Source organism: Nocardiopsis sp. CA-288880 (assembly GCF_050955985.1).
Classification (GTDB): domain Bacteria; phylum Actinomycetota; class Actinomycetes; order Streptosporangiales; family Streptosporangiaceae; genus Nocardiopsis; species Nocardiopsis tropica.
In genome coordinates this window covers 278,398-302,180 of record NZ_CP192105.1, presented here as the reverse complement: position 1 = coordinate 302,180, position 23,783 = coordinate 278,398, and the positions used below count along the sequence as shown (strand labels likewise).

Genomic DNA, 23,783 nt, shown 5'->3' with positions numbered 1-23,783 from the left:
GTCTGTGACGGGGGGCATACCGGGCGAGAACGTCCTCGGATAGCGTTTGCTGACTTCAGCCGCGCGTCTACTCTGGGAGCCGTCCCTTGTCCGGGGTCATCATCGGGTTCGGCGTCATCGCCAGCATCGTCGTCATCGGCTACATGTTGGGACGTCTGCCCATCCTGGGTCCAGGGGCCAAGGAGGTCCTCAGCAAGCTGGCCTTCTTCGTGGCCGGCCCCGCGCTGATGTTCACCATCCTGGCCGACACCGACCTGTCCCTCCTCGCCTCCGGTCCGGTCCTGGTCAGCGCGCTCAGCGTCGCCCTGGTCTCCGTCCTCTTCATCGCCGTGGGCGCGGTACGGCGCTGGGGCGTCGGTCTGACCACCGTCGGCACCCTGTCCGCCGTCTACGTGAACGCGGGGAACCTGGGCATCCCCATCGCCGCGTACGTCCTCGACGACGCCTCGCTGGTCGCGCCCATCCTGCTCATGCAGCTCCTCTTCCTGGCCCCGGTGGCACTCACCGTCATGGACCTGAGCCGGGGCGAGGTCCGCGGGTTCGGCCCGGTGCTCCGCCGCGCGCTGGGCACCCCCTTCCGGAACCCGGTGGTGATCGCCTCCCTCGCGGGCGTGCTGCTGTCCCTGTCCGGCTGGGAGCCGCCCGCGCCCCTGCTGGAGCCCTTCGAGCTCCTCGGCGGCATGGCGGTCCCGGCGATGCTGCTGGCGTTCGGCATCTCCCTGCACGGCGGGGGCGTGCCGGGCCGGGGACCCGACAGGGCGAAGGTCCTGTTCGGGGTCGTCCTGAAGTCGGTGGTCCTGCCCCTGACCGCGTGGGCCCTGGGCGCCCTGGCGTTCGGGCTGACCGGGCCGTCGCTCTTCGCCGTGGTGGTGCTGGCGTCCCTGCCCACCGCCCAGAACGTGTTCACGTACTCGGTCCAGTACGGGGTCGGCGAGAACATGGTGCGCGAAGTGGTGCTGCTGTCCACCTTCCTCACCGTCCCCGTCCTGGTCACGGTCGCGTTCCTGCTCGGTTGACCCTCCTCGGTGGTGCTGGCTGTAGTACGGGAACGCCCGGACGCACCAGTGTTCCCGGGAGCCCGGAAACCTAGGTTCGAGGGGTAGGAAGACCACCTCACGGGAGCACACATGCAACGAGTCCCCCGCGCCCTCCCCCTTCTGGCCGCGCCCCTGATGATCGCCGCCGCGCTCCTGCCCGGCGCGGTCCCCGCCGCCGCCGCGGTCGGAGCCGTTCCCGCCGCCGAGCCCGTCCCGCTGACCGCCGAGAGCGCCCGGGAGTTCGTCGACACCCGTGTCGCCGAACTCCTGGAGGAGCACGGCGCCCCCGGGGTGGCCGTCACCGTCGTCGGCGGCGGGGAGCAGCTGGCCTCCGCCTCCCACGGCTACTCCGACCTGGCCGAGCGGACCCCGCTCGACCACACCGCCCAGGTCTTCCCCCTCGCCTCGGTCTCCAAGTCCCTGACGGCCGCGGCGGTCCTCACCCTGGTGGACAGCGGGGAGATCGACCTCCACGAGGACGTCAACGCCTACCTGCCCGAGGACGCCCGGCTCGCCACCGACGGCATCACCATGCACCACCTGCTCACCCACACCGCCGGCTTCGAGGAGCTGGTCGACATCCCGTTCGCGAGCGACACCGCCGCGCACCTCACCCTGGACGGGGTCGCCCGCACCAGGGAGCCGGAACAGCTCAACGAGCCCGGCCGGTTCCCCGCCTACTCCAACCACGGGTCGGGGCTGGCCGGGTTCATCGCCCAGGAGGTGAGCGGGGTCCCCTTCGACGAGTTCGTGGAGCAGGCCGTCCTCGGGCCGCTCGGCATGGAGGACAGCGGGTTCGTCCAGGTCCACGAGGCCCGGGGGTCCCTCGACCTGCCCGCGTTCCACCTGGCGGACGGCTCGGTCCCCGAGGACCTGCACGTGTCCGCGACCCCCGCCGGCGCCGCCCTCGCCACGACCGACGACATGGCCCGGTTCATGCTGGCCATGCTCGGCGGGGGTGAGCTCGACGGCGAACGGGTCCTGCCGGAGAGCGTCCCCGCGCTGATGACGGACCGGCAGTTCGAGGTCCACCCCGAGCTGGCATCGATCGGCTACGGCACGTACCAGTGGCGCGGCGGGGACTCCCCCGTCGTCGGCCACGGCGGGGACCTGGTGGGCATGCACACCGCCTACACACTGGTCCCCGCCATCGGCGCGGGCCTGTTCGTCGCCGTCAACGGCGACGACACCTCGCCGGAGACACAGGCCAACCCGCTGCTGGACCTGCGCATGGCCGTGGCCTCCGCGTTCTCCGAGACGTTCGCCCCGCAGGCCCTGCCGTCCGGCGAGGCCGACCCGGGGGCCGACCTCGGCCCGTACACCGGCAGCTACATCACCAGTCGGCGCGCCGGGAGCGGGCCCGCCCAGCTCACCGTCCTCCTCGACAACCTGGTCGTGCGGGACGGCGGGGACGGGACGCTCTCGGTCGGCGGCGGGATGGTCCTCGACGACCGCTGGCTCCCCGCGGGGGAGGGCCGCTTCGTCGCGGAGAACGGCGAGGACGAGCTGGTCTTCCTGGAGGAGGACGGCGAGGTCGTCGCCCTCGCCACAGGCTCCAACCCCACACAGGTCTACGAGCGGACCTCGTTCCTGACGAGCCCCCTCACGCACGGCGTGGCCGCGGCGGCCTCCCTGCTGGTCCTGTTCACCGCGTTCGTCCAGTTCCGGCGGGCCCGCGACCGGTTCACCGTCGCCGCCCGGGTGCTGGGGTCGCTGACCGCCCTGGCCTGCTACACCGGCGTCGGGATCCTCGCGTACGGGCTGTTCGTCGCCCCCCACAAGGTGGAGGAGTGGGTCTTCGGGGGGTCCCTCATGCTGACCGCGCCCCTGGCCGCCGCCGTCCCGCTGACCCTGGCCACCGCCGCCGTGGCCGCGACCGCCTGGGCGCGGGGGCGGCTGAGCACGGCCGGGCGGGTCCACCTCTCCCTGGTCGCGGTGGCCGCCGCCGTGTTCGTCGCGGTGGGCGCCCAGTACGGCTTCGTGTGGGGGCTGTCCTGACCCGCTCGGGGTCGCGCGGCGGCCGGACCGGGGCCCGGTCACCGGAATCCCGCGTGTCGGCGGGGCTCCCGGGGGAATACTGACGGTGCGGGCCCGCCCCCTCCCCCTTGGGGGACGGGCCCTCCTCGCGGGAAGGGGCCGGTGCGCTCGCGCACCGGCCCCTCACCTCTGCCGTGTGGCCGCGGTCCCTCCCGTCCGTGGCCGGGCGCCCGGCCACGGCTCCCCGGTCCCCGGAGGAGCGGCCCCGTCCGCCCGGTCACGCGGGCGCCCGAGCCGGCCGGGGCCGGGTCGGGCGCCGACCGGGACGGGGCCTACCCCCAGGCCAGGGCGGTCAGCTCGGGGTCCTCCAGCGCGGTGCCGATGTCGCGCAGCACCTTGGAGCCCAGCTCTCCGTCGACCAGGCGGTGGTCGAAGGACAGCGACAGCGTCGTCACCTTGCGGATCTTGAGCTCGCCCTTGTGCACCCACGGCATGTCCCGGATCTGGCCGAAGGCGAGGATCGCGGCCTCGCCCGGGTTGAGGATCGGGGTGCCCGCGTCCACGCCGAACACGCCGACGTTGGTGATGGTGATGGTGCCGCCGGACATGTCGGCCGGACTGGTCTTCCCCGCCCGCGCCGTGTCCGTCAGCCGTTTGAGCCCCGCCGCCAACTCGGGCAGCGTCATGGCGTCGGCGTCCTTGACGTTGGGCACCACCAGTCCGCGCTCGGTGGCGGCCGCGATCCCCAGGTTGACGTAGTCCTTGACCACGATCTCCTGGTTGTCGCCGTCCCAGGTGGCGTTGATCTCCGGGTGGCGGCGGACCGCCATGAGGAGCGCCTTGGCGACCAGCAGCAGCGGCGACACGCGCACGTCGGCGAAGTCGGGCCGCGCCCGCAGGCGCGCGACCGCCTTCATCGTCTTCGTGACGTCCACCTGGAGGAACTCGGTGACGTGCGGCGCCGTGAACGCGCTGCCGACCATCGCCGCGGCCGTGTGCTTGCGCACCCCCTTGACGGGGATGCGCCGCTCGCGGGCCGACCGGTCCGCGGGGGCCGCCGGCGCGGCCTCCGGCTGCGGCTCGGCCTGTGCCGGGGCCAGGGCGGCCTCGGCCGCGGCGCGGACGTCGTCACGGGTGACGATCCCGCCGTCGCCGGTGGGCGCGACCGACCCGAGGTCCACTCCGAGGTCCTTGGCGAGCTTGCGCACCGGGGGCTTGGCCAGCGGACGGCCCGCGGGGCCGGACGCCGGGGCCGGGGCCGGGGCCGCGGGGACCGCGACCACGGCGGGGGCGGGCGCCGGAGGCGCCGCCGACGGCGGGACGGGCGGTGACGACGGTGCGGACGGGGCCGGGCGGCGGCGGGCGCGGCGCTGCGTGGAGGCCGCCTTCTCGCCGTAGCCGACCAGCGGCTTCTCCCGCGCCTCCGTGTCCTCGCCCTCCTCCTCACCGGGGCCGGCGCCGGACGCGGAGCCGCCTGTGCCGTCGTCCACGGTGATGATCACCGCGCCGACGTCCACCGTCTGGCCCTCCTCGGCCAGCAGCTCCCGGACCGTGCCCGCGAACGGGCTCGGCAGCTCGACGACCGCCTTGGCCGTCTCGATCTCGCAGATCATCTGGTTGACCTTGATCTCGTCACCCGGCTTGACGTACCAGCTGAGGAGTTCGGCCTCGATCAGGCCCTCGCCGACGTCGGGCAGCCTGAACGACTGCACGCCGTCGACGGCGGGCGCACTCTTCTGAATCGCCATGTGCTTCGGTTTCCCCGATCCCTAGTACGCGAACGCCCGGTCGACCCCGTCCAGAACCCTGTCGAGGTCCGGGAGGTAGTACTCCTCCAGACGCGACTGCGGGTAGGGGGTGTCGAAGGCGGCGACGCGGATGACCGGCGATTCCAGGTGGTAGAAGCACTCCTCCGTGACGCGGGCCGCGATCTCCGCGCCGGGGCCGCCGGTGAGGACCGCCTCGTGGGCGACGACCAGGCGCCCGGTCCGGCGCACCGACTCGACCACGGTCGGGTAGTCCACCGGGGAGAGGGAGCGCAGGTCGATGACCTCGATGGAGTGCTCGGTGTCCGCCTCGGCCGCCTGGAGCGCGGTCTTGACCATCGGGCCGTAGGCGAGCAGGGTCACGTCGGTGCCGGGCCGGGCCACGCGCGCGGCGCCCATGGGGGCGGCCTCGGCGATGGAGGCCCCGGTGTCGACCTCGGACTTCTCGTAGTAGCGCCGCTTGGGCTCCAGGAAGATGACCGGGTCGTCGGAGCGGACGGCCTGCTGGATCATCCAGTAGGCGTCCTCGGGGTTGGCCACCGTGACCACGCGCAGGCCGGAGGTGTGCGTGAAGTACGCCTCCGGGGACTCGCTGTGGTGCTCGACGGCGCCGATGCCGCCGCCGTAGGGGATCCGCATGACCACGGGCATGCTGAGCTTGCCCGCCGAGCGCCTGCGCATCTTGGCCAGCTGGGTGAAGGTCTGGTTCGCCGCCGGGAAGAAGAACCCGTCGAACTGGATCTCGACCACGGGGCGGTAGCCGCGCATGGCCATGCCGATCGCGGTGCCGACGATGCCGGACTCGGCGAGCGGGGTGTCGATGACCCGGTCGGCGCCGAAGTCCTTGTACAGGCCGTCGGTGACCCGGAAGACGCCGCCGAGCCTGCCGACGTCCTCGCCCATGACGAGGACCTTGGGGTCGTGCTCCATGGACGCGCGCAGGCCCGCGTTGATGGCCTTGCCGATCGTGAGGCTGGTTCCCATGGCCTAGCGGCCCCCTTCCGCGCCGGCGCTCTCGAAGGAGGCCAGGTAGTCGGCGAACTCGGACCGCTGCCGGTCGATGTGGACGTTGGGCTCGGCGTACACCTCGTGGAAGATGTCGAGCGGTTCCGGGTCGGGAAGCGCACGGCACTCGGTGCGCACCTGCTCGCCGATGGCCTCGGCCTCGGCGTCGACGGAGGCGAAGAAATCCTCGTCCGCGAGGCCGTTGAGCTCGAGGTGGCGGCGGACGCGCAGGATCGGGTCCTTGGCCTTCCACTCGTCGAGCTCGGCGGAGGCCCGGTACCGGCTGGGGTCGTCGTTGGTGGTGTGCGCGCCCATCCGGTAGGTGAACGCCTCGACCAGGGTGGGGCCGTTGCCCTCGCGGGCGTTGTCCAGGGCCGCGCGTGTGACGGCGAGGACCGCGAGGACGTCGTTGCCGTCCACGCGCACGCCCGGGAAGCCGAACCCGGCGGCGCGCCGGTAGATCGGCACGCGGGCCTGGCGCTCCAGGGGCTCGGAGATCGCCCACTGGTTGTTCTGGCAGAAGAACACGACCGGGGCGTTGTTCACGGAGGCGAAGTTGAACGCCTCGTTGGTGTCGCCCTGGCTGGTGGCCCCGTCGCCGAAGTAGGAGATGACGGCGGTGCCGTCCTCGCCGAGGGCGCCGTCGCGCTGGACGCCCATGGCGTAGCCGGTGGCGTGCAGCGCCTGGCTGCCGATGACGATCGTGTACAGGTGGAAGCCGTGCTCGTGGGGGTCCCAGCCGCCGTTGGTGACGCCGCGGAACATGCCGAGCAGTTCCTTGGGCTCGATGCCGCGGCACCAGGCGACGCCGTGCTCGCGGTAGGAGGGGAACGCCATGTCGTGTTCGCGCAGCGCCCGGCCGGAGCCGATCTGCGCGGCCTCCTGGCCGAGCAGTGAGGCCCACAGGCCCAGTTCTCCCTGGCGCTGGAGGGAGACGGCCTCGCTGTCGACCCTGCGTACGAGGACGAGGTCTCGGTAGAGCGCGCGGATCTCCTCCGCGCCGATGTCCAGGGGGTAGTCGGGGTGCCCCGTGAGCTCCCCTTCCGGTGTCAGGAGCTGGATGAGCTCCGGTTCCTCGTGCGCGGTGGTGTCCGACACGTCGCTCCTCGGGTTCTCGGGGCCGGGTTCGCGTGGGTGAACGCTGATCGGCCGTTTCACGGTCCGCCTCACCCGGGGGTGGTGGGTGAGGGCGGACAGCCCTCCCCATATCGTGACAGACCTCACTATGGAGAGCGCAAGCCCTCGGCGTCACCTTTTACGCTGTGGGCCCCATGATCCACGACGGTCGGCCGACCCGATTACCAGGGCTTCCTAGCATGTACAAGGTCTTCCAACAACTTTGTGGACGCTTGTCGGAGCGGAGCGCACGACGCCCGGACGGGCCCTCGGCCGGGGCCCGTCCGGGCGTGTCGGAAGAGGCGGTACGGACCGGCCGGGGCGTGCCGGGCGCGAGCGGCGCCGGGGGACCCGCCGACGGGCGGCCGGCGCGGGCGTCGCCCCCGGCAGGCGGGCCGGCGGCGCGTCGGGAGCGGCCTGCCGGAGCGCGGAGAAGGCGCGCGGGCGGGACGGGCGCGCGGGTCCGCGGGAGCGGTGGTCCAGGGGTCGCTTCGGGAGCCGGGGCCGGTCGGGCCCGGCTCGCCGACCGGCGGGGACGGCTCGTCGGTGGCCGTCGGCGGTCGGGCGGCGGGTCTGCCCGCCGGGCGATGACGGCGCTACCGGCAGGCGTGTGCGCCGACGGGGCTCGGACCGGGCGGCTCACGGCCGGGACCGGCCACGGGGGACGGGTACGGGGGACCGAAAAGGCCTCGGGGCGGGTCTCCGGCCCGCCCTCGACCGGGCTCGCCGGTGTCGCGCGCGGCCCAGGGCGTGTTCCGTGGATGCTGTCCGTCGCGAGCGGCGCATCCGGTGCGTTCATCGCAAGGCCGAAGAAGGAGTCAGGGTGGGGTCCTGTCGACAGATGAGAACGCCGCGAGGGGCGTGCCGGGGCGACGCGCAGCAGGGCGAGTGTCCGCGGAACACGGCCTAGTCGGCGGCCTGCGCCGGAACGCGCATGCCGCGGTCGCGGGCGTAGTCGGAGAGCATCTCGCGGAGCTGGCGGCGGGCCCGGTGCAGACGCGACATCACCGTCCCCAGCGGGGTACCCATGCGCGCGGCCACCTCCTTGTAGGCGTAGCCCTCGATGTCGACGAGGTAGATGACCTCCTGGAACTCCTCCGGCAGACGGGCGAGCGCCTGCTTGATGGCGGAGTCCGGCAGGTGGTCCAGGACCTCGTTCTCGGCGGACCGCATGCCCGAGGACGTGTGCGCCTCGGCTGCGGCCAGCTGCCAGTCCTTGATCTCGTCGGTCGTGTCCTGGCGCGGTTCGCGCTGCTTCTTGCGGTAGCTGTTGATAAAGGTGTTGGTCAAGATCCGGTACAGCCAGGCACGCAGATTCGTACCCGCACGGAACTGGTGGAAATTGGCGAACGCCTTGGCGAAGGTCTCCTGTACGAGATCCTCGGCGTCCGCCGGGTTGCGGGTCATCCGCAGGGCCGTGGGATAGAGCTGGTCGGCGAACGGCGTGACCTCGGTGGCGAAGTCCAGTGTCTGGTCCTCGCTCCCGGGTCCACCGGTCGTGGAGGCCTGGTCCATTTCGATAGTCGTCAAGATTCCCCCTCCGTGACGACCGGACGATTACTTCCACACTGTTAGACGCCACCACGTGCTCTCAATGATGACATCAATGCACGTGATACGAGTCACGAACGTACCGAAAACGTCCCCGGCACTGTTAAGCGTGCGGTAAAAGCCCGGCGTGCCGCCTGGTCAGAACCTGGTCCCGAGCCATACCCGTTCCCGCGTGCCGTACGCTTGCGTCGCCCCCTCCGGCCCGTCCGGGGAGTGTGGCCCGCCAGCCGCAGGCACATGCGGCACAACCGTTTCCTTGTGGAGGACCCTGTGGCCCGCGTCGTTGTGGACGTCATGCTCAAGCCCGAGATCCTGGACCCCCAGGGCCAGGCCATCGCCGGGGCCTGCCCCCGTCTCGGCTTCGAGGGGATCGGCCAGGTCCGCCAGGGCAAGCGCTTCGAGGTGGAGGTCGAGGGCGAGGTGGACGACGCCAGGCTCGCGGACGTCCGCCGCCTGGCCGAGACCCTCCTCGCGAACACCGTCATCGAGGACTTCGAGGTCCGCGTCGAGGCCTGAGCCCCCGGTCGGCCTCCCGTGAGATCCGGCACACCGGACACCGGTGTCACGCCGACGACCGGCCCGGACCTCGGAAAACGGGTGGCACCGAGCAGGCCCCGAGTGTCCCGGGTGTCGGAAGTGTCCAGAAACCACCAGCCGCGTCCCCAGGGGGCGCGGCTGTTCGTTTTACTCCGGCCGCCCTCGGGAAGGTTCTTTACCGTGCCGGGCTGCATACGACAACGGAGTACGAGAGGTCTACGGATGGACACCGTTTTCTCGATCTCCCTGCCAAGGCAGGCGTACACGGTCTCCGTGGTACGCGACGTCCTCGGCACCTTGCTCCACAGGGCCGGTCTCTGCCGGAGCTGTGCCGACGACGTCCTGCTGGCCGTCTCCGAGGCCAGCGCCAACGCCATCGACCACGGCGGGCCCGCCCGCGACTACGTGGTCGAGGCGGAGCTGGGGGGACGCTGGTGCGAACTGCGGATATCCCATACCGGTAGGGCGCCGGACCCCGAGGCCGTCGCCGAGCGGTTCACCACGGACAGCATGCCCCTCCCGGGTCTGGACTCAGAATCCGGAAGGGGCATCCTACTGATGCGGTTCCTGATGGACGAGGTCGCCTTCGAGGGGGAGCCTGGCACGACGGTCCTGCTGCGCAAGCGGGTCGCCCTGTGCGACGAGGCGTCGGAGGCGTCGGCCGCGGGCCGCGTCCCGGAGGCGAGATTCGCCCTGCTCTGAACCAGCCGAACCCCGCGCACCGTCCGCGCGGGGTCCGGTGCGTCCGGAGCCGCCTCCCCGGTCCGCGACATGTGTCGCACACCACGCGGCGGCCCCGTGCCCCGCGTCGCGACCGGGACCGGACGCCCCTGCCGTCCCCGCGCGGGGCCCGGTTCCTGTGGGGTCGCACACGCGGACCCCCGCCCCCGGGGCCCCCACTGGGAGGATCACACAGGAGCGGGCCGCCCGGAGGGGGTGACCGTCGTACCCGAGCACAGGTGAGCGGGTACGCTGCGGAGTGCGGAAGTCCCCGCCCCCGGTTGGCGGGGCCAGGCACCGGCATCTCCTCGCCGAACGCTCCCCGTGCACGCGGGGGCGGATCCCAACCTCTCGGAGTGTGCTCATGACAGCCCGTGTGGGCGTCGTCACCTTCCCCGGCTCCCTCGACGACAAGGACGCCGCGCGCGCCGTCGCGCTGGCGGGCGCCGAACCCGTGTCCCTCTGGCACGCGGACACCGACCTCAAGGGCGTGGACGCGGTCGTCCTGCCCGGCGGCTTCTCCTACGGCGACTACCTTCGCGGCGGCGCCATCGCCCGGTTCGCGCCGCTGATGTCCGAACTGGTCCCGGCCGCCCGCTCGGGCGCGCTGCCGGTCCTGGGCATCTGCAACGGCTTCCAGATCCTCTGCGAGAGCCACCTCCTCCCCGGCGCCCTCACCCGCAACGCCTCGCTGCGGTTCGTCAACCGCGAGCAGGTGCTCCGGGTCGAGAACGCCGGCACCGCGTGGACCGGCGACTACACCGAGGGCCGGGAGATCCTGGTCGTCCTGAAGAGCGGCGAGGGAAGCTACGTCGCCGACGAGGCCACCCTGGACGAGCTGGAGGCCACCGGCCGCGTCGTGGTCCGCTACGTCGGCGGCAACCCGAACGGGTCCCGCCGGGACATCGCCGGGATCACCAACGAGCACGGGAACGTCGTCGGCCTGATGCCGCACCCCGAGCACGCCGTCGAGGCCCTCACCGGCCCCTCCACCGAGGGACTCGGCTTCTTCACCTCGATCCTCAGCCACATGGCCGCCGGTTCGCCGGTGAACGCCTGACCCGCACACCGAACAGGGGAGGGTCCTCGCGATGATGGCGCTGCTGCGCTCCCGGAACACGATGTTCGTCCTCGCCGCCGTGGTCATCGTCGGCCTGGTGGTCTCGGCGGGGCTCGGCCTCTTCAATGCGATGGGCTCGGCCCCCACCGCTCCCGCCGCCCCTCCGCAGGGGCAGGGGCAGCAGGGGCAGGGTGGACAGGGTCCCGCCCCCGACGCCCCGCCGGACGTGGACGTGCTCGGACAGGCCCCGGCGGGCCTGTCCTACGTCTCCGACCCCGAGGCCGACGTGTACTGCGAGCAGAACGAGTGCGTCCGCCTCGTGATGGTCCTGACCGAGGGCGGCGAACTGCCCGAGGACTCCCGCGAGTCCGTCGAGACGGTCCTCGCCCACCTCGCCGAACACGGGTGGGAGGAGCAGAGCCCGCAGGGGGCGCCCGAGGGCCGGGCGTTCCTCACCGACGGCGACCACCTGCTGGCCGACACCTCCTCGCACGACACGGCCGACGCCTCCGCGATGCTGATGCTCGGCAACGCCGAACAGGCTCCGGCCACCCCCTGACCACGACCTTCCGCGCCGGTCGGCGGACGCCGCGGCCCGGGCCCCATCCGCACATCCCGAACGGAACCACGCATGTCTGAAGTACCTGGTCTCGACACCGTCGCCGTGGCGCACGAGAACCCGGACACCCCGCAGCCGTACGCCGAGCTGGGCATGGCCAAGGACGAGTACGAGCGGGTCAGGGAGATCCTGGGGCGCAGGCCGACCTCCGCCGAGCTGGCCATCTACTCGGTCATGTGGAGCGAGCACTGCTCGTACAAGTCGTCCAAGGTGCACCTGCGCCAGTTCGGCGAGAAGGCCCCCGAGAACGACGCCCTCCTCGTCGGCATGGGCGAGAACGCGGGCGTGGTGGACGTCGGCGACGGCCGCGCGGTCACGTTCAAGATCGAGTCGCACAACCACCCGTCGTACGTGGAGCCGCACCAGGGCGCGGCCACCGGCGTGGGCGGCATCGTCCGCGACATCCTCACCATGGGCGCCCGCCCCGTCGCGGTGATGGACGCGCTGCGGTTCGGTCCCGCCGACGCCGACGACACCAAGCGGGTCCTGCCCGGCGTGGTCTCCGGCATCTCCTTCTACGGCAACTGCCTGGGCCTGCCCAACATCGGCGGGGAGATCGGCTTCGGGGCGGGCTACATCGGCAACCCGCTGGTCAACGCCCTGTGCGTGGGCGTGATGAAGCACGAGGACATCAAGCTGGCGCAGGCGCCCGGCCCGGGCAACAAGGTCGTGCTGTTCGGCTCCACGACCGGTCCAGACGGGATCGGCGGCGCCTCGGTGCTGGCCAGCGCCACGTTCGACGACGAGTCCCACGCCAAGCGGCCCAGCGTCCAGGTCGGCGACCCGTTCATGGAGAAGCTCCTCATCGAGTGCAGCCTGGAGCTGTTCGAGAAGGACATGGTCGTCGGCATCCAGGACCTGGGCGCGGCCGGCGTCTCCTGCGCCACCACCGAGCTCGCCGCCGGCGGCACCGGCGGCATGAACATCCGGTTGGACCGCGTGCCGCTGCGCGACCACCGGCTCACTCCCGAGGAGATCCTCATGAGTGAGTCGCAGGAGCGCATGATGGCGATCGTCGAGCCCTCCAAGATGGAGGAGTTCCTGGCGGTCTGCGACAAGTGGCAGATCCTGGCGACCGAGATCGGCGAGGTCACCGACGTGACGGCCGAGGAGGCCGCGCGCGGCGGCCGCCTCGTGATGACCTGGCACGGTGAGACCGTGGTGGACATGCCGCCCCGGACCGCCTCCGACGAGGGCCCCGTCTACGAGCGCCCGTACGCGCGCCCCGCCTCGCAGGACGCCCTCCAGGCCGACGACGCCGCCGGCCTGGCCCGGCCCGGCACCGACGCCGAGCTGCGCGAGCAGCTGCTGCGCGTCCTGGGCGCTCCCGGTGTGGGCGACCCGACGTGGGTCACACAGCAGTACGACAGCTACGTGCGCGGCGACACGGTGGTCTCCACGCCCCACGACGCCGGGATGATCCGCATCGCCGACGACTCGCACCGGGGCGTGGCCCTGTCCACCGACGGCAACGGCCGCTTCACCCGCCTCGACCCGTACGCGGGCACGCAGCTGGCGTACGCGGAGGCGTACCGCAACGTCGCGGCGACGGGCGCCCGTCCGCTGGCCGTGACCAACTGCCTCAACTTCGGCTCGCCGGAGGACCCCGGGGTGATGTGGCAGTTCGCCGAGTCCACCCGGGGCCTGGCCGACGCCTGCCTCCAGCTGGGCACCCCGGTCACCGGCGGCAACGTGAGCTTCTACAACCAGACGGGCGACGTGGCGATCAACCCGACGCCGGTCATCGGCGTGCTCGGCGTGATCGACGACGTGCGCTCCCGGCTGCGGACCGCCTTCGGCTCCGAGGGCGCCCGGGTGTTCCTGCTGGGCGAGACCAGGCCCGAGTTCGGCGGCTCCGCGTGGGCCGACACGATCCACTCCCACCTGGGCGGACTGCCGCCCCGGGTGGACCTGGCCGCCGAGGCCGCGCTGGGCGAGGTGCTGGCCGCCGCCGCCGAGCGCGGGCTGGCCGACGCCGCGCACGACCTGTCGGACGGCGGCCTCGGGGTCGCCCTCGCCGAGTCGGCGATGCGCGGCGGCCACGGCGTGCGGGTGACCGTGGACGGCGACGCCTTCACGGCCCTGTTCAGCGAGTCCGGCGCCCGCGCGGTCGTCGCGGTCCGGCCGGGCGAGGAGGAGGCGTTCGTGGCGCTCGCCGACTCGCACGGCGTCCCGGTCGAGCAGATCGGCGTGGTGGGCGGCGACTCCCTGTCGGTCACCCACCCGGGCGGCGCCGTGGAGGTCCCGCTGGCCGAGCTCCGCGAGGCCTACGAGGCGGCGCTGCCCGCCCTGATGAGCGGCGTGTAGCCACGGTTCCGCGCGGAGGCGGGGGCGCCTGTCGGGCGTCCCCGCCTCCGCGTCTCAGCCGACCTTCATCTGCTCGTCCCCGAAGTCCGCGATGATGAGCAGCGTCCCGCCGAGCGCGGTCACGTAGCGGTCGAGTACGTCACGGGTGGAGAGGTCTCCGGATTCGATCTGCGACACCCTCGCGACGGACACCCCCATCCTCTGGGCCACCTGGGACTGACTGAGCTCCCGGTGCTTGCGCATCTCGACCAGGCGCCAGGCCCTCGCCCGATCGCGAAGGCGTGTGACCTCCTCCTCGAACTGCTCCTGCCCCCCCCGAGGACTCCACGGCCTTCTCAAGATGGCCGCTCTCCCGCCAACGCCGGCATCCGCTCATCCCCCCACCTCTTCCCGCCGCTCCGTCAAGTAGGAAAGGAAATCCTAAAGAGATCTGCTCGTGCGTATACGGGCTTCTCGAAAGTCGGCGGCGCCTCCGGAAGGGCCGGGGCGGGGGAGGGGCCGGACGGTCCTGGGGTAGGACTGGTGGAGGGAGGTGGTGCGGTATGCGACGAGGCAGGTTGAGGGGACCGCTCGGCAGTCCCGAGCGCCCCGCGAGCGCACTGGGGTTCCGGCTGGTCCTGGCCGTGTTCGGCGCCCTGGTGATGCTGGTCGGCCTGGTCCTGGCCCTGGCCTGGGACGCCGAGGCGTGGCTGCTGGTCCTGCTGGTCGCGGGGTTCGTCGGCACCTGCGTGAACGTGTACTGGGTGGACCGGCGCCTGAGGTACGAGCGGCCGCGCTCCTGACGGTCGGCCCGGGACGCGCGGCGCCGCGGTGCGGGGCTGCGGGGCTGCGGGGCTGCGGGCCGGGGACCGTACCGGTGACGGCGGACCGCCGGGGCGGGGCCTCCCCCGTCCCGGCGGCAGATCGTGCGGCCGGCAGCCCGCGGTCAGCGGTCCGCGCGGCCCTCCGGGAGCCAGGGCTCCCACACGTCGCGGTTCCCGTTCACCCAGATCTCGGCGGCGTCGGTGGGGTCGAGCCCCTCGTCGGCGATCATCCGGGCGACCTCGTTCTGCTGCTCGTTGGTCCACGTCCAGTTGTCGAGGAACTGGTAGGAGGGCTCGTCCGCCTCCACGAACCCGGTCCGGAAGATCTTGTTCATGTCGTAGACCGGGTAGTCGCAGGGCACCCACTCCAGGTCCTCGTCGCACCCGGGCTCCCACGCGGGGAAGTCGACGCGGACCAGTTCCAGCTCCTCCTGGAGCCACTGGGGGTCGTAGAAGTAGAAGAGCACGGGCTCCCCCTCGGCGTAGCGCCGCCGGACCTCGGTGATCTGCGAGGCCTCCGATCCCGCGAAGACGATCTCCAGGTCCAGGTCGAAGGCGTTGATCATCCCCTGGTCCTGGGTGACGAACCCGGGGGCCCCGCCCAGGAACTCCCCCCGGTCCCCGGTCTCGGCGGTCCGGAAGAGGTCCGTGTGCTCCTTCAGCCCGTCGACGGTGGCGATCTCCGGGTACTCGTCCACCACGTAGCCGGGGACGTACCAGCCGATGCCGCCGACGTTGCCGTTGGGGCCGCCGTCGACCACGGTGCCGTTGCCCTCGGGCCCGTAGAGGTCCATGAGGTCCTCGTGGCCCCAGTTCTCGACGATCACGTCCAACACGCCCTGGTCCAGGGCCTGCCACGACGGCTGCTCGTCCGTCCGGATCAGCTGGACGTCGTAGCCCATCTCCTCCTGGAGGATGTACGCCAGCACCTCGGCGCTGGCCTCGTAGCCCACCCAGCCGTTGAGGGCCATGCGGACGACGCCCGGGTCCCGGGCGATCTGGTCGGTGCGCACCGCGCACGCGCTCACCGCGGCCAGGGCCAGGCCGACCGCGATCCCCCTCACCAGGAGGGAGGCGCGGCGGGGCGCGGGCGCGCCCGGTCCCCGCCGTGCGGACCGGGGCGCGGTGCGGGCTCCCGTCCCGAACAGCGCCCGGACACGGTCGGGGAACGGGCGCCGGGGGTCCTGTCTAGGCACGGGGTGCCCTCCTTCCCTGCGTCAGGCGGTCCAGGAACAGGCCCAGGCAGACGATCGCCAGCCCCGACGCCAGGCCGAGGCCGAGCTGGTTCTGCGCCAGGCCGAACACCACGTCGAAGCCGAGCGAGCCGGCCCCGACGAGGGCGCCCATGACCACCATGGACAGCACCAGGATGATCCCCTGGTTGACGGCGAGCAGCATCGAGCCGCGCGCCATGGGCAGCTCCACCTTCGTGAGGAGCTGCCACTTGGTGGACCCCTGGGAGCGGGCCGCCTCCAGGGTCGGGGCGGGTACGCCCCGGATGCCGTCGTCGACCAGCCGGATCACCGGCGGCAGGGCGAAGACGACCGCCGCCACCAGGGCCGGGACGCGGCCGATCGAGAACAGCGCCACCGCCGGGATCAGGTAGACGAACGGCGGCAGGGTCTGCATGGCGTCGAGGACCGGCTTGAGGATCGCGGCGAGCACGTCGTTGCGGGACATCAGCACACCGATCACCACGCCGAGCGCGATGGTCAGGGCGGACGCCACCAGCACCTGCGAGAGCGTGTCCATGGCGTTGTCCCACACACCCAGCAGGCCCACCGCCACGAAGGCCAGCCCGGACACGACGCCCGCCCCGAAGCCGGAGAAGATCCACGCCAGGGCCGCCGCGGCGAGCGTCACCAGCCACCAGGGCGACCCCGTCAGGAGCGAGCTCAGCGGCCCCAGGACCCAGTCGAGGGTCCATGCGCCCAGCGCGGCCGTGGCCGGGCCGATCGCCGCCTGGACGGCCTCGTAGGCGGCGTTGACCGGGGCCGCGAGGTCGACCGCGGCCTCGCGCGGCCACCCGCGCACGCCCATGAGCCGTGCGACGGCGACCACGGCGACCGTCAGCGCGAGCCCGCCGCCGAGGAGCGGCAGCCGGAGCCGCTCGGGGACGTCCGGGGTGCGCGCGCCGTGGCCGACCGCGCCCGTCACGCGGTCCAGGGCGATGGCGAGCATGACGATCGCCAGGCCCGCCTGGAACGCCTGGCCGACGTTCACCTTGGAGAGCGCCTGGTAGATCGCGTCGCCCAGCCCGCCCGCGCCGATGACCGACGCGATGACGACCATGGACACGGCGAGCATGATGGTCTGGTTGACGCCGAGCAGGATGGTGCGCCTGGCCAGGGGCAGCTGCACCTTGGTGAGGACCTGCCACGGCGTGGACCCCAGCGACGTGGTCGCCTCGACCGCGCCCCCGGGCACCTCGCGGATCGCCAGCGCCGTGATCCGGACCACGGGCGGGAACGCGTACACGGCGGTCACCACGGCCGCGGCCGGGTTGCCGATGCCGAACAGCAGCACGAACGGCAGCAGGTACGCGAACGCGGGCATGATCTGCATGAAGTCCAGCACCGGGCGCACGCCCCGGTGGAACCGGTCGCTGCGGCCCGCGAGGATGCCGAGCGGGATGCCGAACAGCAGGGCGATGAACACCGACGTGATGATCAGCGCCAGGGTGGTCATCGACTCGTTCCACAGCCCGGTCAGCGCGAACACCCCGAAGGCGGCGAGCACCAGGAGCGCCACGCGCCACCCGGCGACCCGCCAGGCGGTGAGCACCCCGAGGACGGTCACGCCCGGCCAGGTGAGGAAGTCGAGGAACTGGTCGATCAGCACGACGGCCGACCCCAGTCCCACGGACACGTAGTTGAAGAAGTACAGGAACAGCGGGCTGTCGTTGCGGTTGACGACGATCCACCCGTACACGCCGTCGAGCCACGCCATGAAGGCGTCCCCGACGGCGGTCGGGAAGGGGCCCGCCCACGCGGGGCCGCCCAGCGCGCGGGTCGCCCAGTACCCGGCCACGAGGACGGCGACGACCGCGGCGGCCTGCGCCCACGTGTTCCGCAGGAGGGAGGGGCCTCCTCCCCCGGCTCCACCCGGGGCGGCCTTCCCGGCGGCGGCGGGTCGGGTCACAGCGGCCATGTCACCCACCGCTCCCGGCCGTGGCGGACCCGCCGGGCCCGCCCTCGTCTCCGAGGTCCGCGACGTGGCTCGCCGACGCCGGGTCGGTGGCCCCGTCGGACAGCTCCTCCGACGTCTCCCCCTCGATGGCGGCGGCCGCCTCGGCGTTCTCCAGCTGGTCCTCCGCGATGGCGCGCAGCACGTCGTCCCGGCCCACGTAGCCCAGGAGGGTGCCGCCCTCCACGACCCGGACCGGCGCGGTGCTCGCGGCGAGCATCGGCAGGACCTCCGACAGGACCGTGCCGGGCTCGGTGGTCGGTCCGTCCGTGCGCTCCCCCGGGAAGGGCTCGCGCACCAGCCACCGGGCGGTCAGCACGGTGGTGCGGGCGACGTCGGAGGTGAAGTCGGCGACGTAGGCGTTGGCGGGGCGCCCCACCACCTCCTCCGGGGTGCCGACCTGGACGAGCTCGCCGTCGCGCATGATGGCGATGCGGTCGCCCAGCTTGAGCGCCTCCTGGAGGTCGTGGGTGATGAACACGGAGGTCTTGTTCAGCTCCCGCTGGAGCCGCACGACCTCGTTCTGCATATCCCGGCGGATCAGCGGGTCCAGCGCGCTGAAGGGCTCGTCGAACAGCAGGACCTGCGGGTCGACGGCGAGCGCGCGGGCCAGGCCGACCCGCTGCTGCATACCGCCGGAGAGTTCGCCGGGCCGGGAGTTCTCGTAGCCCCCCAGGCCGACCATGTCGATCATCTCGCGGGCCCGCGCGTAGCGGTCGGGGCGCGGCATACCCCGCACCTCCAGGCCGTAGGCCACGTTGTCGATGATCCTGCGGTTGGGCAGCAGCCCGAAGTGCTGGAAGACCATCGCCATCCTGTGGCGGCGCAGCTCGCGCAGCCTCTGCGGCCCCGCTTCCCCGATGTCCTCGCCGTCGAGGAGCACCTGCCCGGAGGTGGGCTCGATCAGCCGGGTCAGGCACCGGATCAGCGTGGACTTGCCGGAGCCGGACAGGCCCATGACCACGAAGGTCTCCCCGGTCCGCACGTCGAAGGAGACGTCGCGCACCGCCACGGTGCAGCCGGTCTCGTCCTTGATGCGGTCGCGGTCCGCGTGCTCCAGGTCCGTGCCGATGACGCTGTCGGCGTTCTTTCCGAAGATCTTCCACAGGTGGCGCACCGAGAAGGTCGTGTCGGAGGCGCCCTCCTGCGGGACGGCCTCCCCCTCCGCCCGCGTGCTCATCGGCTCTCCCCGTCCACGGCCCGCACGTCCTGCCGGATCAGGTCGGCGGCCCGCTCCCCGAGCGCCAGGACCATGACCATGGGGTTGGGGGTGGGGAGGGTCGGGAACACCGAGGCGTCGGCGACGCGCAGTCCGCGCAGTCCCCGGACGCGCAGGCGCGGGTCGACCACGGCGGTGTCGTCGGAGACCGCTCCCATGCGGCACGTTCCCGCGGGGTGGTAGACGGTGTGGGCCGCGCGGCGGCCGTACTCGGACAGCTCCTCGTCGGTCGTGACCGCGGGGCCGGGGGCGACCTCGCGTCTGATCCAGGAGCGGAACGGCTCCGCGGCGGCGACCTCGCGTGCGATCCTCAGGCCGTCCACGATGGTCTTCTCGTCGTAACCCTCGGGGTCGGTGAAGTACCGGAAGTCCAGGGCGGGCGGGACCGAGGGGTCCGCGCTGGTGAGGGAGAGCTTGCCGCGCGAGCGGGAGCGGGGGATGTTCGGCGTCATGCACACCGCCCAGCCGTCGGGCGGCGACTCGTAGCCCAGCCGCTTCGTGTTGTCGTCGAAGGGGACCTGGTAGATGTGGAACATCAGGTCCGGCCGCGGGTCGCTGTCGTCGCGCCGTACGAACAGGGCCGCGTCCGAGTGCATCACCGTGTTCTGCGGGACCGGCCGGTCGGTCTCCCACATGATGATCGACTCGGGGTGGTCGAGGAGGTTCTCGCCCACGCCGGGCAGGTGGTGGACGGGTTCGACCCCGACGGCGCGCAGCTCCTCGGCGTTGCCGATCCCGGAGAGCATGAGCAGGCGGGGGGTGTCGACCGCCCCGGCGCACAGGACGACCTCGCGGCGGGCGTTCACCGTGAGGCGCGTGCCGTCCGCGGCGGTGGCGCGGACCCCGGTGGCGCGGTCGCCGTCGAGGAGCAGCCGGTCGACCCAGGTCTGCAGCATGACGGTGAGGTTCTCCCGCACGTCCATGATCGGGTGCAGGTAGGCCACCGACGCCGACGAGCGGTGGCCGGTGTAGGGGTCGTAGGCGATGGACAGGAACCCCGCGCCCTCGGCGAAGCCGCCCCCGTGGGAGGTGAGCGCGTTGAAGTCCTCGACGACCGGGACGTCCGCGGCCTCGGCGGCCGAGGCGACCCAGTCCCGGACCATGGCGTTGCGGTCCTTCTCGGCGATCGGGACGATGTTGCACCTGATGCGGTCGGCGTAGGACTGCACGGTGGCGTTGTCCCAGCCCTCGGCGCCCGCCGCGACCCAGTCGTCCAGGTCCTCGGCGAAGGGCCGGAAGCTGATGAGCGTGTTGTGCGAGGAGCACCCGCCGAGCACGCGGGCCCGGGAGTGCAGGATGTCGGAGTTGCCGCGCGGCTGCTCGACGGTCGTGTACTGCATGTCGAGGTCGCCGCCGAGGACGCTCAGCCAGTCGCGGAGCCGGAGCACGTGCTCCAGGTCGCGGTCGTCGGGGCCGCCCTCGATGAGGCACACGGTGGTGCCGGGATCCTCGGTGAGGCGGTTGGCGATCACCGAGCCCGCTGTGCCTCCGCCGACGATCACGTAGTCGTAGGTGGTCTCTGTGGCCACGGTCCGATTCCTCTCGTTGTCTCTGGCCCGGGGGGATGCCGGGGAAACCGACCCGTGCGGGTTCTGTTGTCGTGCGGATGCGGAGCGGAAGCGCTCCGCGGTCGTGGGAGCGGGGCCCGCCGGCGCGGAGGACGGAACCGCGCCGGCGGGCGTCGGGCGCCCCGAGGGGGCGGGGCAGGGGCCTCAGCCGAACCAGCGCTGCGGTTCGGGCGCCAGGTTGCGGTAGATGTGCTTGGCCTCGCGGTACTCGTCCAGACCGGCCGGCCCCAGCTCCCGGCCGACGCCGCTGCGGCCGAAACCGCCCCACTCCGCTCCGGGGAAGTAGGGGCCGTAGTCGTTGATCCAGACGGTGCCGTGGCGCAGGGCCGCGGCGACGCGCTCGCCGCGGGCGGTGTCACCGGTCCACACGCCCCCGGAGAGCCCGTAGTCGGTGTCGTTGCCGAGCTCGACCGCCTGGGCCTCCGTCTCGAACCGCTCCACGGTGACGACCGGGCCGAACACCTCGTTCTGGACGATGTCCATGGACCGGTCGCAGTCCACGAACACGGTGGGCCGGTAGAAGTAGCCGTCGGCGAGCCCGGGGTCCTCGGGCCGCCTGCCCCCGGCGATGATGCGGGCGCCCTCCTCGACACCGCGCGCGACGGCGGCCTCGACCTTGGCGCGGTGCTCCGCCGACACCAGCGGTCCGCAGCGCACCCCCTCGTCCTGCCCCCGGCCGATGCGGATGGCCTCGGCCCGGCGGGCCAGCTCGGCGGTGAAGGCGTCGTGGATCGCGTTGTGCACGATGAGCCGCGCGCCGGCGGAGCACACCTGCCCGGAGTGGAAGAACGCGGCGCTGAGCGCGTAGTCCACGGCGGTGTCGAGGTCGACGTCCGGGAAGACGATGTTGGGGTTCTTGCCGCCCAGCTCCAGGGCGATCTTCTTGACGGTCCGGGAGGCCGCCGCCATGATCCGCCTGCCGGTGGCCAGACCGCCGGTGAAGGAGACCAGGTCCACATCCGGGTGCTCGGAGAGCGGTGCGCCCGCGTCGGGGCCGCTCCCCGTGACCAGGTTGACCACACCCGCGGGGATGCCCGCCTCGGTCGTGAGCTCGACCAGCTTGGCGGTGGTGACGGGCGTGATCTCGCTGGGCTTGACCACCATGGTGTTGCCCGCGGCGATGGCGGGGGCCATCTTCCAGGCCAGCTGGAGCAGCGGGTAGTTCCAGGGGGTGATCATGCCGCAGACCCCGACGGGCTCGTGGACGACCTTGCTGTGCACCCCCTCGGGGGCGGAGACGAGGCGGCCCGCGTCCTTGTCCGCGAGTCCGGCGTAGTAGCGGAAGACGTCGGTGACGTCGTCGACGTCGATCCCGCCCTCCTCGATGGTCTTGCCGGTGTCGAGCGACTCCATGACCGCGATCTCCGCGCGGTCGCGCTGGAGGAGGTCGGCGATGCGGTCGAGGACGCGTCCCCGCTCCCCGGCCGTGGTGCGGCGCCACTCCCCCGTGTCGAAGGCGCGCCGCGCGGCGGCGATGGCGTCCTCGGCGTCGGCGCGGCCCGCCTCGCTGACGATGGTCAGGACGGAGGCGTCCGCCGGGTCCAGGATCTCCCGGACACGGCCGTTCCGGGCCGCGCGCCACTCGCCGTCGATGTACAGGCTGGTGGCCGTCGCCGAGCCCGGCCCGGACAGGTACGGCACGGACGGCAAGGTTACGTAGGGTTCGTTCACGGGTCCGGTTTGCCCAAGATGCGTACTCACAAACTGCCTCGTCTCATAAGACGCACACGTCACAGCGCCCCCACAACCCCGACTGGGCTGGAGGAACTCCCCAGCCTTCGGGGACAGCCGTCGGCACGCCTCGCGCCGCACACAGGCAAATAACTACGCTGCGTGACGGCAGCCCTCGCGACGAACACCCGTACCTGGGGAATACCGGCCACAGTCTTTGACGTACATTGAGGTGTACCTAAGTGGGTTCGTCCGCACTTCGGCGCTCTCACGACACGGCCCGCACCGGAGCCGCGCCCGACCGCGCAACCCGTGAGGAAGCATGCTGCTCGAACAGGAACGCCGCGACGTCTGCCTGACCGCCCGCGCCCTCGCCGGCGGTCCCGGCACCGCCCCCGGGGAGGCGGGAACCGTCAGCGTCCGCAGCGGCGACCTCGTCGTGGTCACCCCCCACGGAGTCCCCCTCGACCGGATCCAGCCCGCCGACTGCCCGGTGATGTCGCTCGACGACCGGGTCCTGGAGGGGCGCCGCGACCCCGCGGCCGAGGCCACCCTGCACATCGCCGTCCACCGCCGCGCCGCCGAGGGCGGGCGTGACGTGACGGCCGTCGTGAACGCGTTCACCGCCGACACCGTCGCCGTGTCCTCCGTGCTCGCCGAACTGCCGCCGATCCACCACCGCGCCGCCGGCCTGGGCGGGGCGATCACCGTGACCCCCTACACGACCTACGGCAGCGGCGAGATCGGCGACCTCGCGGCCAAGGCCCTCAAGGGCCGCGACGCCGCCCTCCTGGCCGACCACGGCGGGCTCGCCCTGGGCCGCGACCTGGCGCACGCCCTGGAGAACCTCCGCCTCCTCGACTGGCTGTGCGCCGCCTACGTCAGGGCCCGCCGGATCGGTGAGCCCCGCGTGCTCTCCGAGGACGAGCTGGCCCAGGTGCGCCGGCGCGACGCCTACGGGTGGGCCGGCCCCGACGTCTGGTAGCCGCCGCGCCCCTCGGAGCGCCGTGCCGCCGCCCCGGGGCCGGGGTCCCGCGGGAGACGGACCGGATGCGCGCATCCGCCGTCGCAGGGGAGCCGTTCGCCGCCCCGGCGGGGCCGCGCCGTGACCGGGCCCACGCGAACCCGGCACGGATACCCGGTGACATGCCGCCCGGAAACGCCACAATGGTGGGGACGACCAACCCCGGCCGGTGGGAGGCTCCATGCGCTGCAGCTACATCAGGCTCCTCGTCAACGACTACGAGGCCTGTTTCCACTTCTACTCCGAGGTCCTCAGACTCCCCGTCCTCCGAGGGGACGAGACGAGCCGCTACGCCGAGTTCGACGTGGAATCGGGGACCCGGCTCGCCATCAACCAGCGTGAGGTGATGGCCGAGGCCCTGGAGACCGACACCGCCGACCCCGCGCTCCCCCACCAGGACCGGATCGCGGTGATCTTCGAGGTGGACGACGTCGACGTGACCGCCGCCAAGCTGGTCGCGGACGGCGCCCGACAGGCGATGGAGCCGCGTGACTGGACGGCCTGGGGCGTCCGCGCGGCGCACTTCCGCGACCCCGACGGCTACCTGCTGGAGATCAACCAGCCGCTGCTGCCCGACCTGGCGCTCTGACCCCGGGCGCCCTGCGCCGGTCCTCCGG

The 23,783-nt window shown here is 72.6% G+C and carries 20 protein-coding genes; 10 read left to right on the top strand and 10 right to left on the bottom strand.

From position 1 onward, the window contains the following. Positions 1-86 precede the first annotated feature (86 nt). The gene (locus ACQPYD_RS01425) at positions 87-1,016 is read left to right on the top strand and encodes an AEC family transporter (protein WP_267947608.1); all 930 of its coding nucleotides are present in this window, start codon (positions 87-89) and stop codon (positions 1,014-1,016) included. Between the two features lie 111 nt (positions 1,017-1,127). Beyond that, positions 1,128-3,035: a serine hydrolase domain-containing protein gene (locus ACQPYD_RS01420; RefSeq protein ID WP_433699429.1), complete on the top strand. Its 1,908-nt coding sequence runs from the start codon at positions 1,128-1,130 to the stop codon at positions 3,033-3,035. Between the two features lie 311 nt (positions 3,036-3,346). On the opposite strand, the gene ACQPYD_RS01415 is transcribed toward ACQPYD_RS01420, so the two are convergent. The 4 genes from ACQPYD_RS01415 to ACQPYD_RS01400 all read right to left on the bottom strand — a co-directional run bounded on the left by ACQPYD_RS01415 (position 3,347) and on the right by ACQPYD_RS01400 (position 8,431). Next, on the bottom strand, positions 3,347-4,762 hold the full coding sequence (locus ACQPYD_RS01415) for a dihydrolipoamide acetyltransferase family protein (protein WP_433699428.1): 1,416 nt from the start codon (positions 4,760-4,762) through the stop codon (positions 3,347-3,349). Between the two features lie 21 nt (positions 4,763-4,783). Then, on the bottom strand, positions 4,784-5,764 hold the full coding sequence (locus ACQPYD_RS01410; RefSeq protein ID WP_433699427.1) for an alpha-ketoacid dehydrogenase subunit beta: 981 nt from the start codon (positions 5,762-5,764) through the stop codon (positions 4,784-4,786). A 3-nt stretch (positions 5,765-5,767) separates the two neighbouring features. Further along, a complete protein-coding gene (gene pdhA, locus ACQPYD_RS01405; RefSeq protein WP_433699426.1) occupies positions 5,768-6,883 on the bottom strand; it encodes a pyruvate dehydrogenase (acetyl-transferring) E1 component subunit alpha in 1,116 nt (371 codons plus the stop codon). Between the two features lie 924 nt (positions 6,884-7,807). Then, complete coding sequence (locus ACQPYD_RS01400; protein ID WP_267947603.1) at positions 7,808-8,431, bottom strand: sigma-70 family RNA polymerase sigma factor; 624 nt, start codon at positions 8,429-8,431, stop codon at positions 7,808-7,810. Between the two features lie 291 nt (positions 8,432-8,722). Between ACQPYD_RS01400 and purS the strand changes: the two genes are divergently transcribed. The 5 genes from purS to purL all read left to right on the top strand — a co-directional run bounded on the left by purS (position 8,723) and on the right by purL (position 13,695). After that, positions 8,723-8,968: a phosphoribosylformylglycinamidine synthase subunit PurS gene (gene purS, locus ACQPYD_RS01395; RefSeq protein WP_267947602.1), complete on the top strand. Its 246-nt coding sequence runs from the start codon at positions 8,723-8,725 to the stop codon at positions 8,966-8,968. Positions 8,969-9,211: 243 nt separating this feature from the next. Next, positions 9,212-9,691: an ATP-binding protein gene (locus ACQPYD_RS01390; protein WP_433699425.1), complete on the top strand. Its 480-nt coding sequence runs from the start codon at positions 9,212-9,214 to the stop codon at positions 9,689-9,691. A gap of 382 nt (positions 9,692-10,073) precedes the next feature. Beyond that, positions 10,074-10,769 (top strand): phosphoribosylformylglycinamidine synthase subunit PurQ, encoded by a 696-nt coding sequence (purQ, locus tag ACQPYD_RS01385; protein ID WP_433699424.1) that lies wholly within the window; start codon positions 10,074-10,076, stop codon positions 10,767-10,769. Positions 10,770-10,800: 31 nt separating this feature from the next. Continuing rightward, positions 10,801-11,328, top strand: a complete 528-nt coding sequence (locus tag ACQPYD_RS01380; protein WP_433699423.1) for a hypothetical protein — start codon at positions 10,801-10,803, stop codon at positions 11,326-11,328. A 72-nt stretch (positions 11,329-11,400) separates the two neighbouring features. Then, on the top strand, positions 11,401-13,695 hold the full coding sequence (gene purL / locus ACQPYD_RS01375; protein ID WP_433699422.1) for a phosphoribosylformylglycinamidine synthase subunit PurL: 2,295 nt from the start codon (positions 11,401-11,403) through the stop codon (positions 13,693-13,695). A gap of 54 nt (positions 13,696-13,749) precedes the next feature. Here purL and ACQPYD_RS01370 read toward each other — a convergent pair whose 3' ends face one another. Then, complete coding sequence (locus ACQPYD_RS01370; RefSeq protein WP_433699421.1) at positions 13,750-14,034, bottom strand: helix-turn-helix domain-containing protein; 285 nt, start codon at positions 14,032-14,034, stop codon at positions 13,750-13,752. A 203-nt stretch (positions 14,035-14,237) separates the two neighbouring features. On the opposite strand from ACQPYD_RS01370, the gene ACQPYD_RS01365 reads away from it, so the two are divergent. Beyond that, positions 14,238-14,477 (top strand): hypothetical protein, encoded by a 240-nt coding sequence (locus ACQPYD_RS01365; protein WP_433699420.1) that lies wholly within the window; start codon positions 14,238-14,240, stop codon positions 14,475-14,477. Between the two features lie 143 nt (positions 14,478-14,620). On the opposite strand, the gene ACQPYD_RS01360 is transcribed toward ACQPYD_RS01365, so the two are convergent. From ACQPYD_RS01360 to ACQPYD_RS01340, 5 genes are all read right to left on the bottom strand, one after another. Beyond that, positions 14,621-15,562: a glycine betaine ABC transporter substrate-binding protein gene (locus tag ACQPYD_RS01360; RefSeq protein ID WP_433701914.1), complete on the bottom strand. Its 942-nt coding sequence runs from the start codon at positions 15,560-15,562 to the stop codon at positions 14,621-14,623. Positions 15,563-15,686: 124 nt separating this feature from the next. Continuing rightward, a complete protein-coding gene (locus tag ACQPYD_RS01355; RefSeq protein ID WP_433699419.1) occupies positions 15,687-17,648 on the bottom strand; it encodes an ABC transporter permease in 1,962 nt (653 codons plus the stop codon). Position 17,649: 1 nt separating this feature from the next. Continuing rightward, the gene (locus ACQPYD_RS01350; protein ID WP_433699418.1) at positions 17,650-18,864 is read right to left on the bottom strand and encodes a quaternary amine ABC transporter ATP-binding protein; all 1,215 of its coding nucleotides are present in this window, start codon (positions 18,862-18,864) and stop codon (positions 17,650-17,652) included. Next, the gene (locus ACQPYD_RS01345; protein WP_433699417.1) at positions 18,861-20,432 is read right to left on the bottom strand and encodes a GMC family oxidoreductase; all 1,572 of its coding nucleotides are present in this window, start codon (positions 20,430-20,432) and stop codon (positions 18,861-18,863) included. The genes ACQPYD_RS01350 and ACQPYD_RS01345 overlap by 4 nt, the downstream gene beginning before the upstream one ends. Positions 20,433-20,615: 183 nt before the next feature. Next, complete coding sequence (locus ACQPYD_RS01340; protein WP_433699416.1) at positions 20,616-22,142, bottom strand: aldehyde dehydrogenase family protein; 1,527 nt, start codon at positions 22,140-22,142, stop codon at positions 20,616-20,618. Between the two features lie 322 nt (positions 22,143-22,464). Here ACQPYD_RS01340 and ACQPYD_RS01335 point away from each other — a divergent pair, with 322 nt between their 5' ends. Together ACQPYD_RS01335 and ACQPYD_RS01330 are read left to right on the top strand one after the other, a co-directional pair. Continuing rightward, the gene (locus ACQPYD_RS01335; protein WP_433699415.1) at positions 22,465-23,127 is read left to right on the top strand and encodes a class II aldolase/adducin family protein; all 663 of its coding nucleotides are present in this window, start codon (positions 22,465-22,467) and stop codon (positions 23,125-23,127) included. Positions 23,128-23,347: 220 nt separating this feature from the next. After that, on the top strand, positions 23,348-23,755 hold the full coding sequence (locus ACQPYD_RS01330) for a VOC family protein (protein ID WP_267947590.1): 408 nt from the start codon (positions 23,348-23,350) through the stop codon (positions 23,753-23,755). The last annotated feature ends 28 nt before the right edge of the window (positions 23,756-23,783 follow it).

Excerpts from the sequence above, each read along its gene's own strand:
- ACQPYD_RS01420 (WP_433699429.1), top strand. The coding sequence starts at position 1,128 with ATGCAACGAGTCCCCCGCGCCCTCCCCCTTCTGGCCGCGCCCCTGATG.
- ACQPYD_RS01415 (WP_433699428.1), bottom strand. The coding sequence starts at position 4,762 with ATGGCGATTCAGAAGAGTGCGCCCGCCGTCGACGGCGTGCAGTCGTTC.
- ACQPYD_RS01410 (WP_433699427.1), bottom strand. The coding sequence starts at position 5,764 with ATGGGAACCAGCCTCACGATCGGCAAGGCCATCAACGCGGGCCTGCGC.
- ACQPYD_RS01390 (WP_433699425.1), top strand. The coding sequence starts at position 9,212 with ATGGACACCGTTTTCTCGATCTCCCTGCCAAGGCAGGCGTACACGGTC.
- purQ (WP_433699424.1), top strand. The coding sequence starts at position 10,074 with ATGACAGCCCGTGTGGGCGTCGTCACCTTCCCCGGCTCCCTCGACGAC.
- ACQPYD_RS01380 (WP_433699423.1), top strand. The coding sequence starts at position 10,801 with ATGATGGCGCTGCTGCGCTCCCGGAACACGATGTTCGTCCTCGCCGCC.
- purL (WP_433699422.1), top strand. The coding sequence starts at position 11,401 with ATGTCTGAAGTACCTGGTCTCGACACCGTCGCCGTGGCGCACGAGAAC.
- ACQPYD_RS01365 (WP_433699420.1), top strand. The coding sequence starts at position 14,238 with ATGCGACGAGGCAGGTTGAGGGGACCGCTCGGCAGTCCCGAGCGCCCC.
- ACQPYD_RS01355 (WP_433699419.1), bottom strand. The coding sequence starts at position 17,648 with ATGGCCGCTGTGACCCGACCCGCCGCCGCCGGGAAGGCCGCCCCGGGT.
- ACQPYD_RS01350 (WP_433699418.1), bottom strand. The coding sequence starts at position 18,864 with ATGAGCACGCGGGCGGAGGGGGAGGCCGTCCCGCAGGAGGGCGCCTCC.
- ACQPYD_RS01335 (WP_433699415.1), top strand. The coding sequence starts at position 22,465 with ATGCTGCTCGAACAGGAACGCCGCGACGTCTGCCTGACCGCCCGCGCC.
- ACQPYD_RS01330 (WP_267947590.1), top strand. The coding sequence starts at position 23,348 with ATGCGCTGCAGCTACATCAGGCTCCTCGTCAACGACTACGAGGCCTGT.